At 54.9% G+C, this 17,475-nt stretch carries 17 protein-coding genes; 8 read left to right on the top strand and 9 right to left on the bottom strand.

The window, feature by feature from the left end; all coding sequences use genetic code 11:
* A partial coding sequence (locus tag GOW48_RS22320; protein WP_214648680.1) for a hypothetical protein occupies nt 1-276 on the top strand: 276 nt, incomplete at its 5' end.
* Between the two features lie 1,719 nt (nt 277-1,995).
* Here the strand turns inward: GOW48_RS22320 and GOW48_RS18935 are convergent.
* The 8 genes from GOW48_RS18935 to GOW48_RS18970 all read right to left on the bottom strand — a co-directional run bounded on the left by GOW48_RS18935 (nt 1,996) and on the right by GOW48_RS18970 (nt 8,218).
* Nucleotides 1,996-2,586 (bottom strand): antibiotic biosynthesis monooxygenase, encoded by a 591-nt coding sequence (locus tag GOW48_RS18935; RefSeq protein ID WP_170356270.1) that lies wholly within the window; start codon nt 2,584-2,586, stop codon nt 1,996-1,998.
* 92 nt (nt 2,587-2,678) lie between these two features.
* Entirely contained in the window at nt 2,679-3,275 is a 597-nt protein-coding gene (locus tag GOW48_RS18940) for a 2-hydroxychromene-2-carboxylate isomerase (RefSeq protein WP_170755682.1), read from the bottom strand.
* 12 nt (nt 3,276-3,287) lie between these two features.
* Nucleotides 3,288-4,025 carry an SDR family oxidoreductase gene (locus GOW48_RS18945; RefSeq protein WP_170755683.1) on the bottom strand — a complete coding sequence of 246 codons (738 nt, stop codon included), beginning with the start codon at nt 4,023-4,025 and terminating at the stop codon, nt 3,288-3,290.
* Nucleotides 4,026-4,050: 25 nt separating this feature from the next.
* The gene (locus tag GOW48_RS18950; RefSeq protein ID WP_170755684.1) at nt 4,051-4,515 is read right to left on the bottom strand and encodes a GFA family protein; all 465 of its coding nucleotides are present in this window, start codon (nt 4,513-4,515) and stop codon (nt 4,051-4,053) included.
* Nucleotides 4,516-4,551: 36 nt separating this feature from the next.
* Nucleotides 4,552-5,781 (bottom strand): NADH:flavin oxidoreductase/NADH oxidase family protein, encoded by a 1,230-nt coding sequence (locus GOW48_RS18955; protein WP_170755685.1) that lies wholly within the window; start codon nt 5,779-5,781, stop codon nt 4,552-4,554.
* A gap of 63 nt (nt 5,782-5,844) precedes the next feature.
* Nucleotides 5,845-7,308, bottom strand: coding sequence for a coniferyl aldehyde dehydrogenase (locus tag GOW48_RS18960; protein WP_170755686.1), 1,464 nt, complete (start codon nt 7,306-7,308; stop codon nt 5,845-5,847).
* A gap of 18 nt (nt 7,309-7,326) precedes the next feature.
* On the bottom strand, nt 7,327-7,755 hold the full coding sequence (locus GOW48_RS18965) for a 4-oxalocrotonate tautomerase (protein ID WP_170755687.1): 429 nt from the start codon (nt 7,753-7,755) through the stop codon (nt 7,327-7,329).
* Between the two features lie 13 nt (nt 7,756-7,768).
* Nucleotides 7,769-8,218, bottom strand: coding sequence for a hypothetical protein (locus GOW48_RS18970; protein WP_170755688.1), 450 nt, complete (start codon nt 8,216-8,218; stop codon nt 7,769-7,771).
* Between the two features lie 101 nt (nt 8,219-8,319).
* Between GOW48_RS18970 and GOW48_RS18975 the strand changes: the two genes are divergently transcribed.
* Complete coding sequence (locus GOW48_RS18975; RefSeq protein ID WP_214648681.1) at nt 8,320-9,354, top strand: AraC family transcriptional regulator; 1,035 nt, start codon at nt 8,320-8,322, stop codon at nt 9,352-9,354.
* Here GOW48_RS18975 and GOW48_RS18980 read toward each other — a convergent pair.
* The gene (locus tag GOW48_RS18980; protein ID WP_170756535.1) at nt 9,351-10,496 is read right to left on the bottom strand and encodes a LysR substrate-binding domain-containing protein; all 1,146 of its coding nucleotides are present in this window, start codon (nt 10,494-10,496) and stop codon (nt 9,351-9,353) included. The genes GOW48_RS18975 and GOW48_RS18980 overlap by 4 nt on opposite strands.
* A 93-nt stretch (nt 10,497-10,589) precedes the next feature.
* Between GOW48_RS18980 and GOW48_RS18985 the strand changes: the two genes are divergently transcribed.
* The 6 genes from GOW48_RS18985 to GOW48_RS19010 all read left to right on the top strand — a co-directional run bounded on the left by GOW48_RS18985 (nt 10,590) and on the right by GOW48_RS19010 (nt 17,473).
* Entirely contained in the window at nt 10,590-11,135 is a 546-nt protein-coding gene (locus tag GOW48_RS18985; RefSeq protein WP_170756536.1) for a sterol desaturase family protein, read from the top strand.
* An 80-nt stretch (nt 11,136-11,215) separates the two neighbouring features.
* Nucleotides 11,216-12,160 carry an alpha/beta hydrolase gene (locus GOW48_RS18990; protein WP_170755692.1) on the top strand — a complete coding sequence of 315 codons (945 nt, stop codon included), beginning with the start codon at nt 11,216-11,218 and terminating at the stop codon, nt 12,158-12,160.
* Nucleotides 12,161-12,274: 114 nt separating this feature from the next.
* Nucleotides 12,275-13,894, top strand: coding sequence for a GMC family oxidoreductase (locus tag GOW48_RS18995; protein ID WP_170755693.1), 1,620 nt, complete (start codon nt 12,275-12,277; stop codon nt 13,892-13,894).
* Nucleotides 13,895-13,942: 48 nt separating this feature from the next.
* Nucleotides 13,943-15,865, top strand: coding sequence for an acyl-CoA synthetase (locus tag GOW48_RS19000; RefSeq protein ID WP_170755694.1), 1,923 nt, complete (start codon nt 13,943-13,945; stop codon nt 15,863-15,865).
* Between the two features lie 86 nt (nt 15,866-15,951).
* Nucleotides 15,952-16,851, top strand: a complete 900-nt coding sequence (locus tag GOW48_RS19005) for a bile acid:sodium symporter family protein (protein WP_170755695.1) — start codon at nt 15,952-15,954, stop codon at nt 16,849-16,851.
* Between the two features lie 259 nt (nt 16,852-17,110).
* A complete protein-coding gene (locus tag GOW48_RS19010) occupies nt 17,111-17,473 on the top strand; it encodes a nitronate monooxygenase family protein (protein ID WP_214648682.1) in 363 nt (120 codons plus the stop codon).
* The last annotated feature ends 2 nt before the right edge of the window (nt 17,474-17,475 follow it).

A 17,475-nucleotide genomic window follows, 5' to 3' on the forward strand; every position in this document is an offset into this window, starting at 1 on the left:
AAGACGATGCGCCGATTTGGTTTAACGGCTGAATGCAACAAGTCATATTCGGCCCTTTGCGGCCGTTGGAGCCTTGTCGGTGCTGCGCCGCAGCATTTCGAGCTGCGGAGCGTCTGCTATGGAGACCTTTGTCGACGCCCAGCTGAGCCGGGTACAGCAACGCCGCTGTTCAAAGCCGCCCTTCGAGGTGTGAAGCAGAAAATGGAGTGGGGGCCTTGTAGAAACTGTACGAAACAGGCGTTCGACAAGGTAGAAGCAAGGGTCGCCTTAAAGTAGAAAGCATCAATCGTAACTATCGAGCGATTCCCCAAGCTTAACACATGTCCTGCTGGTTCGCAGATCAAGACTTACACCCTATTTTCTGAATCACGCTCGATGGAAACAAACAGCTGGTAAAGTCTTCTGGACTTCCCGGAGAAGACCATTCTAGCAGCCTGTGTTTCAGCACAACGCATAATTGCACTCAAAGCAAATTCGATCAGGTCAGCCGGCGCTCCGTTTTGGGAAAGGCAATCAGAGGACACTGCGGGCGAGTTAATCCGTCTGAGCAACTCCTGTTTGGCTCTTTGAAAGAGGTCACTTTTGGTCGGCTTTTTCATATGTAGACATTCGCGGCAATGCAGAAGAAATGCAATCTCGGCTCATCTCTGGGTTTCTCTATAAACAGGATCAATGTCCGCTAGTAAGCAGAATAAAGTGATGATGTGTAGGCACCGCAGGGTGGGCTGATTACTCAGCCAAAGATTGTTTCACATATCACCCATACCCCGACGTTCATATTCTTTATTGGAGCGTCAAACATCCATGGGTCGCGAAATTTCAGACGCTGTGACGGACCGCCTACGCCCGGATTGACGTCAGACTTCCAACTCTCGTCACCCTCATTCTCGGCGATTGACCTGTTCAAAGCTTCAAATGGGAGAAGCTCCTCGCGGAGTGTCATTTCGTAAATACCCTAGGCACGTCGCGGGTCTGGCCGAAGCGCGTCGAACAGATCCTCAGTCATGACGACTTGGGACACCCGTCCTGCGTGGCGTACGAATGTCGGACCCTCATCCGCCTGTTTCACCGGGCCAAAGGTACTGTATTAATGCGTTTCGATGCCGAAGCGTTTGCCTTGAAACAGTGGGAGATCTGGAAACCTCATGTTTTCCCTTATAAATGCAACTAAACGGTCGCGGAAGCGCCCACTTAGAGTGCTAATAGATGGAAAACAGTCAGATAATGGCGACAGCTAGGGCACCGATACTTCGCTGTCACCATCGTCGCAAAAATCTGGAGACAGATCGTTTGATGCCGATTGATCAGATCAGCGCAATGGGGACGAAACAGTCGATGCGACAAGTCGACTTTCAGCAAGTTGTCTTTAAGTTCTTTTTTGAAAGGTTCGTTCATAAACTCCGCGCAGAGCCAAGTCGTCAGATTGAATTCAGGTTGAAAGCGCCGGATGAATACTACAGCGAAGCAGATCATCTATTGAGCGCGAATAGGGGTCGGGAAATAGATCAGATAGGAACAAGTGAAGTTTTTCACCTCTACTGGGCTAAATAAAGACCTTAGCCGCAGCGTTGATGAAGGACCGCTATTCGGATTGAGCCAGAAATGCTTGACGTTTGGGTAAGAAACAAATGACTCGATTTGCAGATTTATTGAAGTTTTGGCTGTTGATGGCGTCAAAAATCAGTGACATTCCACATTTCCTGTTGAACGTCACACGAACCTGACTCAACCGCCATAGTTGGACCAGAAAAGCGATGAACGTTCGACATTAGAAGGCACCTCAATTCAAACTTCTTTTCAGAAACGAGTTGAGTGTTTGACTTCAGGCAATGTTCCCAAACGGTGGCATCCATTTCAGATGGACAGCGTTGTTTACATGGTGAAAGCCATCAAGAACGACCGTCGTGATCTTGAACCGTTTCCAGAAGGAGTTCGGATAATCAGCAAGTGAGGATATGTGGTCGGTCATTATGTGATATACCCCAGCAAGATGCTTTATCTGATTGCCTGAGTTTGGTTGCGAAACAACCAGGGTTTCAGCAGCACAGTTATGATTGGCATTATCACGTATGTCATCGACACAACCTGAATGGTGACGATACTCAGCGTCTGTGCCCAACGCGGCCAGCCAACCAGAAAGGGAACGAGGAAAACCTGTAGTGCAAAAACAAGAGCAAAGATAACAACGATCAACAGGACAGCCATCTTATAGCGTGGCGGAACGGTCGCCGGGACCTCGGGCAGATCGAACCACACTTCGAGGCCAGTTTCGCTTTTGCGATCTGCATCGCCGTCGGATATCCCTTCCAGCTTTGCAATCCACTGGGATCGCTCAGGTGACGTTTCCCAAGCTGCGGCATGTTCGTAGCTGTCGAAACGGTATATCATGACATAGCGACCGCCGGTCTGGTCAGACGGGCGCAATATGCTCAATCCCTGTTGCCCTTCAAAATGCGATGCTGCCTCGGCGACGCCACGGATCCAATCCTCGAATTCGGCCTCGCGCCCCGGTACCACCTTTCGGGATACAGAGATCGTCACAGGGTGGTTCTGTGTGTCCGAATGGGCTGCCAAGTCATCAGTCATTGTGAATCAAGTTACCTGTTTTGAGGTTCAAGAGCGTTGTTTGATCGGTGGCGGCCTGCCACCCACAATGCCTGTCTCGCGCTTTCGAGGCCCTAAAGCTCTCTTTCCAGTTGTTCCAATCGATCCTTACCAAAGAACATCTCCTCTTCGACAAAGAAGGTGGGGATGCCGAAGACACCTTGCTCAACAGCCGCGTTTGTATTGTTCTTAAGGTGCTCTTTCACAGAGTCTTCATTTGCGCGCGCCAACAGTGTTTGTCCGTCGACACCTGCATCGTTCATGGCCGAGACAAAAATATCCGGATCATCCATTTTGAGCCCCTTTTCCCACATCGCTGCCATCCCCGCCGCGATGTAGTTGTCCTGGAATCCGTCAATTTCGGCCGCTACTGCTGCCCGCATCATAAGCAGCGTGTTGACCGGGAAATGGGGATTCATGAGGAACTCAGACAGTTTGTGCCGACGAATAAACCGTTCGAACTCAATGCGGTCATAGCCCAGCTTGCCTTTGACGTTCTGGAACATCAAAAACGGAGACCGGTTGCCCGTTGCCTTGAAAATCCCACCCAGAAGACAAGGGATATAGTTGAACGTCGCGCCGGTTCTCTCCTCAATGCCCTTGACCAGACGATGGGCCAGGTAAGCATTGGGGCTTCCGAAGTCGTAGATAAAATCAACCTGAACTGACATGGTTCGCTCCGACTACCAGCTTTCTTTCCAGGGACGCAGGTCTAGCTCATGCGTCCACGCGGTTCTGGGTTGTTTGTGTAACATCACATAGTTTTGCGCGATATGTTCGGGCTTCAGGATACGGTCTTCATCGCGCATCTGGTCCACATCCGGGAAGTGTTCGCGGATAAAATTGCTGTCGATGGCACCGTCGATCACCGTATGGGCGACGTGGATGTTTTTCGGCCCCAACTCGCGCGCCATGGACTGCGCCAGCGCCCGCAGCGCGTGTTTCGCGCCCGAAAAGGCCGAGAACCCGGCATTGCCACGCATACTGGCCGATGCTCCGGTGAAAATGATCGTCCCGCGTTCGCGCGGCAGCATTCGGGCGGCGACCTCGTGACCCATCAAGAACCCGGCGAAAGCGGCCATCTCCCAGACCTTGCGATAGACGCGTGGGGTGGTCTCGGTGATGCCAAAACGCACATTCGCGCCAATGTTGAAAACGGCGACCTGGATCGGGCCGACCTCTTCCTCAATCCTGTCGATCAGGTTGTGCATCTCGGTCTCATCCCGCGCGTCGGCGGGATAGGCGCGGGCCTGATGACCCTCGGCACGGATCGAGGCGGCTAATTCTTCCAACGTATCGGCGTGACGGTCGCGGCGCACGACACAAGCGGTGAGACCTTCGGCCGCGAAAGCCCTAGCAATGGCCGAGCCGGTATCACCCCCAGCCCCGATAATCAGGCAAGCGCCTTTGGGATTCTGCATCCTGTTCTCCTCCTTGAATGAACTATCAACCTCTCCCATGCATTAGACCGCGCAGCAAATGGGTCGCAAACCGGGTCTGACTGGGCAAATAGCCGCTGGATTTCGGCAAATCATCCTGTGCGTCGCGAACCCGGTGATTGTAAAAGATGTGGAATTCCGGATCCGGCAAATCAGCTTGCTCGACAATGCGGGCGGACGGGACCAACATCAGCTTGGGAAACAGCGGCATGTTCAGCTTTTCCAGCGCAGGATTGCAGCAAGTGGTGCATTTCCCGCGCGCCAGCAAAGGTGGTTGGCGCAGAGTTTCATATGAAATCTCACCGCACCCGGCCTGATCCACGTCTGCAGCGCGAAACAGCAGGATATCGCCATATTCGGCATCATTGAACCGCTGGCAGATGGTGCAATGACAGATCGCCCGAAACAGCGGGCGACCTTGAGTTTTGAAATGAACCTGCCCGCAGCTGCAGATGCCGTTGGAATGTGTCATCTAACCTTCCCATGTTGCGAGCAGGGTTCTGCGAGATCAGGCGCGAACCTTTTTGACCGCTTTGCCGTTTTTCCAGAACCGGTACATCACCCGCAGCGCCGGCCAGACGCCATCTGCTTTGGTCTGCACCTTCTTACCCTGCGAGATGCGTTCGATCTGCATGGTGTACCAGCTGATCTCCATGATCGCCATTGCGTCGATCTTCTTCAGACCCGAACGGATGGGCGCAACATGCGAAACGTGCTTGGGGTTCTGCAGAACGTGCTGGCCGAACTTGGGATCAACCGCAAATGGACGGGCCACACCGGCCATGTCCAGAGCACCGGTTGCCAGAGCTTCGCTCATGCCCTCGGAAGAACGGAAACCACCGGTCACGACCAGAGGGGTCGAGATCTGTCTTTTTACCTTTTCGGCATATTCCAGGAAATACGCCTCGCGCTTGAGGGTGCTTTCCTTTTTGACTTCGGCTTTTCCCTTGCGGTTTACGGGGTTTTCCCAGCTGCCGCCCGAGATTTCGATCAGGTCGATCCCCAGACCGTCCAGACGCTTGGCCACTTCGATCGAGTCTTCCTCGGTGAAGCCGCCCTTTTGGAAGTCGGACGAGTTGATCTTGATGCCGACGTTGAAACCGTCGCCGGTACGGGCACGGACGCGTTTGTAGACCTCTTCGACAAAGCGGAAGCGGTTGTCAAAGCTGCCGCCCCATTTGTCTTCGCGGCGGTTGTGATGCGGCGACAGGAACTGGCCGATCAGATAGCCATGCGCGCCGTGCAGCTGGACGCCGGTGAAACCTGCCTCTTCCAGACGGGCGGCGGCTTCGGCGAACCGGTCAATGATGTCCTCGATCTCGGAATCGGACAGCTCGCGCGGGGGGGCGAACATCTCATTCGGGATTGGCACCACCGACGGTGCAACCGGAGCGTCGTTGACCATTTTGGGCGACTGCTTGCCCGGGTGGTTCAGCTGCGGCCAGATATGGGTGTTGGTCGCCTTGCCGGTGGCCGCCCATTTGCGCAGCAAGTCCATGTTGCTGTCCAGCAGTGCATCCACGACCAGCGGCTCGTTCATGTGCTTGCCGTCAACCATCATGTTGCCGGTGATCAGCAGGCTTGCACCGCTGTTGGCCCATGCTTCGTACAGCGAGACGTGAGCAGGTGTGACCTTGCCGTCCGGAGTGGCCAGCGCTTCGTTCATCGAAGCTTTGCAGATCCGGTTGCGCAGAACAGTTCCCGATTTCAGCGTCAGGGAATCCCCAAGCGTTGCCATTTGCGTGTTTCCTTGAATCGTCGTTTCGTTCGTTTCTATTTTCTGAGCAGCAACCATTGGGTCTTACTCCTTGAATTTGCGGCGCTTGAAGCGCATCGCCTGAAGCTTTTTCAGGCTGTTGAACATGAAGTTGTCCCAGGGCGGGGCAACAAAAGCGGTAGCGTTGATGCGGCCTTTGCGGACCACGCCCTTGGCTTTCGAGAAATTGCGGAAGCCTTCTTCACCGTGATAGTGACCCATGCCCGACGGACCGATGCCGCCGAACGGGATGTCATCGGCCATCACATGAGACATGGTGTCGTTGATGCAGGCACCACCCGCATGGGTGCGGGCCAGAATGTCTTTGGCGCGGCTCTTGTCCCAATCGAAGTAGTAGAAGGCCAGCGGACGCGGGCGGTCATTGACGTAAGCCACAGCTTCATCAATCGAGTCGTAGGGGATCACCGGCAGGATTGGGCCAAAGATTTCTTCGCGCAGCACCAGCATCTCGTCAGTCGCGCCCAGGATCAGGGTCATCGGCATCTTGCGGGTGTTGTTGAACTCTTCGCCTTTGGGGTTGATGGTGATCAGCTCGGCGCCTTTTGCCTCGGCGTCTTTCAGATAGCCTTCAAGGCGGGTTTTCTGACGGTCGGTGATGATCGCCGTATAGTCCTGATTGTCGCGCAGGGTTGGGTAGGCCTTGCTCATCGAATCTGCAAATGCGGTGCAGAACGCGTCCACCTTGTCGCGCGGGCAAAGGATGTAATCGGGCGACACGCAGACCTGACCGGCATTGATACCTTTCCCAAACGCGATCCGGCTGGCGGCTTCTTTGATCGGGAAGTCCTTGTGGATGATGACCGGCGATTTGCCACCCAGTTCCAGCGTAACCGGCGTCAGGTTGTCGGCCGCGGCCTTCATCACGATCTTGCCAACCTGAGTCGAGCCGGTGAACACGAGATGGTCGAACGGCAGCTTGGTAAACTCGGTCGCGACCTCGACACCACCGGTGACAACGGTCACTTCGTCCTCGGTGAAGATATCGGCAATGATTTCTTTCAGCAGTTCGCCCGAGGCCGGTGCAAATTCCGATGATTTCAGCATAGCGCGGTTGCCCGCAGCCAGCGCGCCAACCAGCGGCGACAGGGCCAAAAAGATCGGGAAGTTCCACGGCACCACGATGCCGACCACGCCCACGGGCTGATACTGCACCTGAATGCTAGCAGGCATCAGGGTCAGTGGCGCGTGGCGGCGCTGTGGTTTCATGAACTTGCGCAGGCGCTTGCGGTAAAAGGCGATGCCGTCCAGCAGTGGCATGATCTCGGCCAGTTCGGTTTCAGCCGCCGACCGGTTCGAGAAATCCTTGCTGACCGCCGCGATGATGCGCGCCTTGTTGTCGATCAGCGCGTTGTGCAGCTTGTCCAGACGCCGCACCCGAGCCGCCCGATCAGGCATAGGATCGGCCAGATAGGCTTTTTTCTGCGCCAGAAGCAGCGCTTCCAGATCAGGTATTTCCGACGAAACGGGTGTCAGGTGCGGTGCGGACATTGTCAAACCCTCCGGGATTTAAACGTAATCGGTGACGGGGCCGATCCCCATTGCGGCATGGGTGGCGTTCTTGCGCTCCAACCAGTCGGCTTCGTCGCCGGGGAAGGGCAGAACCATGCCGCCTTCGACCACCCAGTTGGATTCGATGCCGATCAGCGTGACCAGCACCTTGCTTTTGTCGAGCTGGGCCGCCTCGGAGATACGCGTGTGCATTTGCTCGTTCAGTTTTTCATAGAGACCGGCGGTCCGGTCTCCGCCCATGCGAACGTTGCCGTTCACGCCCAAAACAGTTCCGCGGCGCATACTATAGCCGGTCATGAAAACCACGTTCACGAACTCGGACGGCGCGCCAGTCAGGCCACAATGCACGTCGGTGATGACCTGTGCGATGTCAAAACGGATCTGCTCGGGGAACGGTTTCTTGGATGCAAGTGTATAAAGCGGCATTTCAATTCCTCTCCTATTGATTGAACTGCGTGATCAGCACGCCGTGCCGCATCTTCGAGATCATTGCGCGCGAAAACAGCTTGAATAGATAGGTAAAACGCCCCCACGGCGATAATCGCCTCAGGTTCCCCTTCAGAATGTCGCCATAGCGGGACTGATCGAATGCGCCCACCGACACCTGATCAGGGTGCTGACCGGTGATCTTGCGCCAGCACTTATCAACCTCCAGCATGAAGGCTTCGCGGCGCTGCGTTTCGAAACCGTCCGGAACTTCCATCGAGACAGTCGAAGACCGGGACCAGCGGCGATCCGTGATCGTGTGCTGCTTGGCGGCGACGTTCCAGATAATCGTCAGCTTGTCGTCGCAAATATGCTCGGCGTACAGCTTGCGCACGACCTCTTCGAGCGCTTTGATCTGCTCGAGTGAGATCTGACCTTCCTGAATGGCAATGAGTGATCGCATGATGTCCTCCTGCCATTAATCTTGGTTTTTGGGGTTCAAATTTGGATGATGGCAGCGGACATCTTTTTGACATTATCGGCCAAGGTGGCTAGCATCCGAACATGCAAAATGAGTCCCAGAAACGGTCCCCAGGAAGCATCCGCATTCTGTGCGAAGAAGCGCCAAATTATGGTGTGACTGCTGAACAGTGTCTTGAAGGAACCGGGCTTGTGACGTTCGACCTCTATCAGAACGAAGCAACAGTAACCCTTGGGCAGGAAGTTTCTGCGATTGCCAACTTTATCAAGTACGCTCCGGGGCGCCCGGGTATGGGGATTGAGATTGGACGCCGGTATCGACCCGAAGTGTTTGGAATATGGGGATATGCGATCTTAAGCAGTCCAACAGTTCGCGCAGGGCTGAAAACCGCGATGGACTTTGCGAATTTGTCCTTCCTAATCGCTCGCTTGCGGTTGAACGAGCTTCAAGACCCGCCGGTTTTGAATTTGGACATCAGCGGCTTGCCGAAATCGGTCGAAGGCTTCGTTCTGGAACGGCACCTAACTGTCATCAGCAACTTCACATCGCAGTTTCTTCCAAAGTTTTCACTGTCCAAGGTAACGTTCGAAACAACATTGGATGACCCGAAAATTGCCGAAGCAATCAAGTCCATGCTGGGTGTCAACGTTAAGCTGGGCTGCGACAAGAACGCCATTGTGCTGTCCAACAAGCTGTTGGATCTGCCGTTGCCTCAACACAACCCAGCTACTATGGAGAGTTGTCTGCGGCAGTGTCGGAGCCTGTTGAACTTAGAAGACTCTGATGTTCCGGAAATGACAGCACAAGTCCGCGAAGCTACGCTTCTAGAGATGAACAACGATCCAACAATCGTTTCGATCGCGTCCAAACTCGGAACCAGTGAACGCACGCTGCGCCGTCGCCTGGCACAAGAGGGCACCAGTTTCAGAAAGATCCACACTGAAGCCAAACTGGCAATCGGGCACGAATTGCTCAGCACTGCTGGCCTGGATGTTTCAACGGTCGCGTGGAGAACCGGTTATTCTGAACCCTCCAGCTTTGTAAGAGCCTTTACAAAGAAGTACGGATATTCACCCGGCAGTCTGAAGACTTCATCGCGTTACGGAGAAAAAAGTTAATCGGCTAGTTGACCCTGCAGGTTCTGGGTTTCGCTAATCGTTGCTGCTGATTGCGCCAGCAATTCCACAAGCCATTCGTGACCCGGCTCAGTGTTCCGGCTCTTGTGCCAGTACAAGCGCACCTCAATTTCGGGGTAGTCAAATGGAAGGTTGTGTGAAGCCAGTTCACCAGCATCCACGAAGGGACGAGCCAGACGGGTCGGTACGACGGCAATCAGGTCGGTTGCTGCCACAACCGGTGGAATCGAAACAAAACTCGACATTTGCAAAGCGATATTTCGGGCTGGCAGAGCGTTTCCCAACAGGAACTCCAAGGGCGTGGTTCGGCGACTATTCTGGCTGCGGACCATTCCTGACCTGCGCACCAGTGAAACCTGCGCCAGCGTTTGAAACTCTTCCAGCGATACACCGGTTAAAGCGCAGGGGTGATCGGTTGCACAGATAAGAGTCAGAGACTCCCGCAACAGCAGCAAAGAGTCATAGTGCTCCTCTGGCATAGATGTGTATTCGACTGCATATCCTAACCGCCCATCTTTCAAACGTCCGGGGATGTCGTCCAGGTAATCGGGGTGTACTTTCCACTTCAGATTAGGCGCCTTGCTGCGGGCCTGGTCCATCAAAGCCGGCCCCCAGATATGTTCAACCGCGTGATTCATTGAAACGTCGATGGTTCGAGAAAACGTCTCGGCAGAAAAATCCTGCTCCTCGAAACTGCTTCTTATCTGCATGAGCGCTGGCGCGATTTGAGTGTGCAAATCATAAGCCCGCTGCGTCGGTTTAAGGCCGCGCCCCGTGCGTACAAATAACTCGTCATCGAATCCAAGACGCAGCCGCTTTAGCGCATTACTGACCGCAGGTTGGCTCATGTTCAGGCGCTCTGCCGCCTTGGATAAATGCTGTTCGCGCATCAAAATATCGAAGATCGGAAGCAAATTCAGGTCGTGATTTCTTAGCATTAACCCCGTTATTCCATTCAGTGATAATATCCTTAAGTAATATAAATTAGAGGATATATCAAATCTCCGTATTCTGACTGGCAACTTTTGGTTAGGGAGGACCCAGTTATGAATGACGAGGCACGAGAAAAGTTTCGCGCCAAATACCGCGCAGGCGTAAGCCCAAATTACAGCGGCCTTTTGCATCTGTCCGTCGTGGTGCTTGGTGCCGGATCGCTGATTTGTTGGGGAACGACCAAACTGGTTGATTTCAAACTTTACCAGTTATGGTTCGTTGTGATGACATATATCGCTTACAATCTAGGCGAATGGGCGTCTCACAACTATTGGGGGCATCACAAAACCAAGCTCTTTAAGTTGTTCTACCAACGCCATACTGGCGACCACCATACCTTCTTCGTCGATACGGACATGGAGTATCAGATGGTTCTGGATTGGCGGGTCGTGATCTTCCCGATTTATCTGCTCGTCCTGACGACTGTAGCCATTTCAATCCCCGGAGGTCTGGTGTCTTACTTCATCTTCGGTGGCAACTACGGCTATCTTTTCTTCATCACGATGACGTCTTGTTACCTTCTGTATGAAGTGCTGCACTTCAGCTACCACTTGCAGCGAGGGTCAGTGACCGAGCGCATATTTCGTCTGATCCCCGGCTGGACGTATCTGCGTTTGTTCCACACCGTGCACCACAATCGCGACTTGATGGTCGAAGGTAATTTTAACATCACGCTTCCTCTGTTCGACTGGATTTTCGGTACGCTCTATTTCGATGCGAATGACGAGCAAAAACCGTCGAAGGGCGACACGAAACCTCAGCCTCAATAACCGAATGGATACGTTTCTGGCCGGCGCGCTTTGCCCGCCGCCCAGAAGTGGTAGATCGGTTGAGACACTCAGGAAAACAAATGAGAACCTCAGACCATCGGCCTTTCGGCCAAAAGGTGGCAATGCGGCTGATCAAAAGCCCCCTAGGCCTAAAGCTCTCGGCACAGGGAAGAAAGAAAGCCGCTCACAAACAACTGGATAATGCCGTTAACGAAACCGTCTTGATACCACGACAGGATGGAACCGGCGAAGTGCGGATACGGGTCTACAAGCCCGCTAACGCGAAGGGACCGTTACCTATCGTTGTATTCTTCCATGGCGGTGGGTACGCGACCGGTTGGCCGGAACGCCATCACGCGTTTTATCACCGACTAATGGCATCGCGGCCCTGCATCATCGTTGCCCCAGCTTTCCGACTATCGATAGAAGCGCCTTACCCCGCGGGACACGACGATTGCTATGATACCTTACTCTGGGTACGTGACAATGCAGAGCAATTGGGTGGCAACGCGGACAACCTTATTCTGGCCGGTAACAGTTCGGGAGGTGGGTTGGTTCTGTCGACAGCTCTGCGCGCGCGGGATTCCGGAGACATAAAGATCGCATTCATAATGCCGTTCTATCCGATGATCGATGACCGCGCGTCCAATTGGACCAAGCTGCCAAGGAACAAAATCACGTGGACGCGCGAACACGGGGTACTTGCCTGGCACTTGTTGCTACGCGAACTGCGGTCGCGAAAGCGATACGACATCCCGGCCTACGCGGTTCCGGCATTGGCCGAAGATGTCTCAGGCCTGCCGCCTGCACTTGGCTATGTCGGTGATTTAGACATACTTCGGGCCGAGGCCGAATTAATGGCCGATCGGATGAAACAGGCGGGTTGCCGCGTCACCTTCCGCACATTTGACGGGGTTTTTCATGCGATGGAAGACAGTGCCCCGCAAACGCCTCAGGCTCGTGAAGTTCACCTTTGGGTTTCCACTGAATTCGCCCGCATGGTGGATAGTTACTGCTCTGTGTGAGCAGCGATCCGAGTTCGTAGAACAATTGAATGGCCGAAAGTGTCAAACAATTGACCGATGCAACTCTATTGCAACGAGAACCCTTTGACCATTTTGGCGACAGGGAGGAATGCGATGCAGTTTGATTATGTGATAGTTGGTGGAGGCTCAGCGGGATGTGTGCTGGCCAACCGTCTCACGGAAAACCCGGACGTTACTGTCTGTTTGCTGGAAGCGGGCGGCAGTGGGGATAGTATCCTTGTCCGCATGCCAGCCGCCGTCGTGGCCATGCTTCCGGGAAAGCCCGCCAAGATCAATAACTGGGTATTTGAAACCGTCGAGCAGCCGGGGCTGAACGGGCGCAAAGGTTATCAGCCGCGCGGTAAGGCTCTGGGTGGCTCCAGCGCGATCAACGCCATGCTTTACGTGCGTGGTCAGCGCGAGGACTACGACGAATGGGCAAATCTGGGCTGTGAGGGTTGGGATTGGGACAGCATTCTACCCTATTTCAAAAAGTCAGAAAACAACGAGCATGGCGGCAATGACATGCATGGTGGCTCGGGTCCCCTGCAGGTCTCTGACCAAAAAGAGTCGCGTCCAATTACTCAGGATTTCATTGAGGCCGCCAAGCAACTCCAAATTCGCGAACGCAAGGATTTCAACACCGGCGACAATGAAGGCGTCGGTTACTATCAGGTCACGCAATTCCACGACACTGCCAAGAATGGCGAACGGTGTTCGGCCGCTGCAGCCTATCTGTTTCCGGTCATGGATCGGCCGAACCTGACGGTTATCACCAAAGCCCATGCCAAGGGTCTGACCTTTGACGGCAAACGCGCGACCGGTGTGGTTTACAAGGAAAACGGCAAGGGCAAGGATATCGAGGTCAAAGCCGCGCGCGAGGTCTTGCTGTGCGGCGGTGCGCTGAAGACACCTCAGTTGCTGCAACTGTCCGGCGTTGGTGACCCCGGGGATCTTGAGAAGCACGGGATCGAGGTGCGTCACAACCTTCCCGGTGTGGGCAAGAACCTGCAGGATCACATGGACTTCACGCTGGCCTACAAATCGGCTGATACCGACAATTTCGGCATTGGCCTTTTGGGCGGCATGAAGCTGATGGGTCACTTAAACCGCTGGCGCAAAACCGGTGTATCGATGGCGGCCACCTGCTTTGCCGAAGGCGCGGCCTTTTTGAAAACCTCGCCCGATCTGGATCGCCCTGACATTCAACTGCATTTTACCATCGCTCTGGTCGATGATCATTCACGCAAGCTGCACTATGGCTACGGCTTCAGCTGCCATGTTTGCAAACTGCGCCCTGAAAGCCGGGGCTCGGTCACGCTGAACAGTGCGGACCCCTTCGCCATGCCCGCCATTGATCCGGCCTTTTTGGCCGATGACCGCGATCTTGAAACAATGATCAAGGGCGCGAAACTAACGCGGGAGATTCTTGAGGCTCCGGCACTGGCGAAGTACCGCAAGAAAGAGATGTTCGGTACCGAAAACGCCAAGACGGATGCGGATTGGGAAAAACACATCCGTTCACGTGCAGACACGATCTATCACCCGGTGGGCACCTGCAAGATGGGTACCGATGACATGGCCGTCGTAGATCCGCAGTTGCGGGTGCGCGGGCTTGAGGGACTTCGCGTGGTCGATGCGTCGATCATGCCGAACCTGATCTCGGGCAATACCAATGCGCCCACCATGATGATCGCAGAAAAAGCCGCCGACATGATTAAGGCCGCAAGCTAACGCAAAACTGCGCGCCGATCGCGGTGCGCAGGAACAAGAGGAAAGAAGATGAGCACCAACGTTGTTCTGAAAAACATGGATGAGATTCTGGCGTTCGAACAGACTCCTCTGCAGGATCGCAATCTGCCGCGGACCACCTATGAGGCGCTGCAAAAAGGGGCGGCCATCGACCCTGGCGCACCTGCTCTCAGCTTTTTCCTGAGCGCGGCTGCCATGCGCACGCCCTATACGCTGACCCACGGGCAACTGCTGGCGCGCATCACTCAAACCGCCAACGCGCTGCGTCGGATGGGCCTGGGTCGCGACAATGTGGCGGCCTATATCCTGCCCAACATGCCCGAGACGCATTTCGCCATCTGGGGTGGCAGTGCGGCTGGTGGCATTCTGGCCATCAACCCGCTGATGGAAGCCGATCAGATGGCCGATCTGCTGAAAGGTGCGGGCGTCAAAATCCTGATAACGCTGGAGCAAACACCGGGCGTCGATATCTGGGAAAAAGCCAGTGCTGCAGCCAAGGATGTTCCCTCGCTTGAACATATCCTGCTGGTCAACTTTACCGCCTATATGAAAGGCGAAGGCGTGTGGCGCGACGCGATGCCGCTGCCGCCCGTTTCGGCCACGATCGAAGGTCGCGATGACATCAGCCTGACCCGTCTGCTGGACGAGATCGCAGGCGAAAATGCGAGCGGTCTGGATTTCGAAGGCCCTGGCCCCAACGACACCTCGACCATGCTGTGTACCGGTGGCACCACCGGCCTGCCCAAGATCGTGCGCCGAACCCATTTCGGCGAGGTTTATAACTCGTGGTGCCCCAGCTTGTATGTCGGTGCCGAAAACGTAGGCCCCGGCACCGCCGCGCTGTGTGGCCTTCCGCTGTTTCACACCAACGCCATGCTGGTGACAGGTCTGTTGCCCTGGATGCATGGTGGCCACGTCGTGCTGGCCTCTCCCTCAGGCTATCGCGGCGATGGTGTGATCGCCGGGTTCTGGGACATGGTGGAACACTACGGCATCAGTTCCTATTCCGGTGTGCCCACCATCTACGGCGCGCTTCTGCAGGTGCCGCATAAGGACAAAGACCTAAGCTCGTTGCGCTTTGGGGCCTGCGGAGCCGCGCCCATGCCGGTTGAGCTGTTCAACACCTTCGTCAATGAGACGGGCGTCAAGATCATCGAAGCTTATGGCATGACCGAAGGCGTTCTGGCCTCGTCCATGAACCCGATCATAACGGACAATCCACGCATTGGATCGATCGGGATGCGTTTTCCCTATCAGGACATGAAAATCGCCATCCTGGACGACAATGACGAATTCCTTCGCTGGGCTGATGTGGATGAAGCCGGGGTGATCTTCATCACCGGGCCGAACGTGTTCGACGGCTATCTGATCGAAAGCCAAAACAGGGGCATCTGGCTGGAGCAGGACGGCAAGCGCTGGTTCAACACCGGCGATCTGGCCCGGTGCGACGCCGAAGGCTATTTCTGGATGACCGGCCGCAAGAAAGAGCTGATCATCCGTGGTGGTCATAACATCGACCCAAAGATCGTCGAAGAGGCGATGCACAAGCACCCTGCCGTGGCCATGGCTGCCGTGATCGGTCGCCCCGACGCCAAGGTGGGTGAGGTTCCGGTCATGTACTACCAGAAATCCACCGGGGTCGATGTTGACCTGGCTGATCTGGCCGCCTTTGCGCAAGAGCATGTCTCGGAACGTGCGGCGGTGCCGAAGGACTTTATCAGCCTCGACGCCCTGCCGGTGACCGCTGTGGGTAAAATCCACAAGGTCACGCTGAACATGTTGGAAATCGAACGCACCATCCGTGAACTGGCGGGTTGGCACGCAGCCGAGATCGGATCACTCGAGGTGGTGCAGGATTCCAGCCGCGGCATCGTAGCAAAGCTTTCGCTGAACAGTGGCGAGGATGCGATGCGTCACGCTTTGGGTCAGTTCACTTTCACTGTGGATATGTAACGCCATTCATCAAAATCAGCGGGTCGGCCGGGGAATCGCGGGAGGCGAGGCAGGCGGACCCGCGTTCCTAAAGAGGGAGGAAAACAATGGATTTCGCAATCAACGTGGTGGTACCGGCGGCGCAAGCCTTCATCATGTTCTCATTGGGGCTTGGTCTGGAAATCGACGATTTCCGCCGGGTGTTCCGTCGCCGCACCGCCTTCGCCATCGGGGCATTCTCGCAGATCGTTCTGCTACCGATTGCTGCGTTTTGCGTCATAATGGCATTCAATCTGCCGCCGGTCATGGCGGCGGGATTAATGCTACTCAGCTTCTGCCCCGGCGGTGTCAGCAGCAACGTTATTACCAAACTATCGCGTGGTGATCTGGCGCTCTCGGTTTCGATGACTGCGGTCACCAGCGTCATGGCCTTCATAACTGTACCACCGCTGGCCACTTGGTCGGTTTTGTATTTCATGGGCGAAAGCGCACCCGATTTCTCGTTTTTCGAGATAGCGATCTTCACCTTCCTCGTCACAACTTTGCCCGTCATAACCGGCATCATCGTGCGGCACCTCTTCAACAACATGGCGCGTAGGCTGGAGCATCCCCTTCAGAATACGGCAGTCGTCTTTTGGGCGCTGCTGATCCTCGCGTTATTTGTGGCAAACCGAGATCTGATTATCGCTTACATGCCCACCCTCGGGTATTCGACCATGACCCTGCCGTTGGTGCTGATGCTAATTGGTTTGGCTTTTGGTAAAATTCTCGGGCTTAACAAGAGCGAGGGCAAAACGGTTGGTATCGAAACCAGCGTCCAAAACTCGCCTCTGGGTATCACACTGGCCATTGTGATCACTGGCACGAGTTCTTCACTCGGGGAAGTCCCCATGGCGCTGCCTTCGGCTTTGTATTCGATCACGATGTATCTGGTCGTTCTGCCATTCATGTTCTATTTCCGCTGGAGAAGTAGAGGTGACGCAATGGAAAGCGTCGCTGCAGAGTGACCCATCTACAAGCAGAAATGGGCGACCAAGAGAACTAACAAAATCACCAAGAGCCTGCCCGCTTAGGGCAGGCTGAGTGTTTAACCCAGATGGGATATTCTTGCTTCCACAATGCGTCAGTCTTTGTTGCGCTTGAAAACCCACGGCCAGAACCGAGGTTGCAGGAGCTCACGATATGAAGACAGCAATCACTGAAATGTCTGGAATTGAGCATCCAATTATTCAAACCGGAACGCACTGAGCAGGAATTGCGAGACTGGTGACCGCCGTTTTAAATGCAGGTGGTTTGGGCACCATCACGGGGCTGACGCAAAAGACGCCCGCCGACCCCGCCTATGAGATCGCGCAATGCAAGGACATGTCCGATAAACCAGTCGCCGTGAACGTCACCTTCCTGCCAACCGTCAACGCGCCGGACTATCCGGCGTTGATCAAAGTGATCATCGATGGCGGCATGAAAATTGTTGAAACCGCTGGTCGCAACCCCGCACAGGTGATGCCCTATCTTAGGATTGCCGTTGGCTCAATGGTTGCTGAAGAGTGGCCTCGACCCGAAGCAGACATGTCTAAACTTAGGGCTGAGCGCGAAGCTGAAAATCACTGTAGCTGCATCGTTTGTTAGGT

The organism is Ruegeria lacuscaerulensis, assembly GCF_013033355.1.
In the GTDB taxonomy this organism is placed as follows: Bacteria; Pseudomonadota; Alphaproteobacteria; order Rhodobacterales; family Rhodobacteraceae; genus Ruegeria; species Ruegeria lacuscaerulensis_A.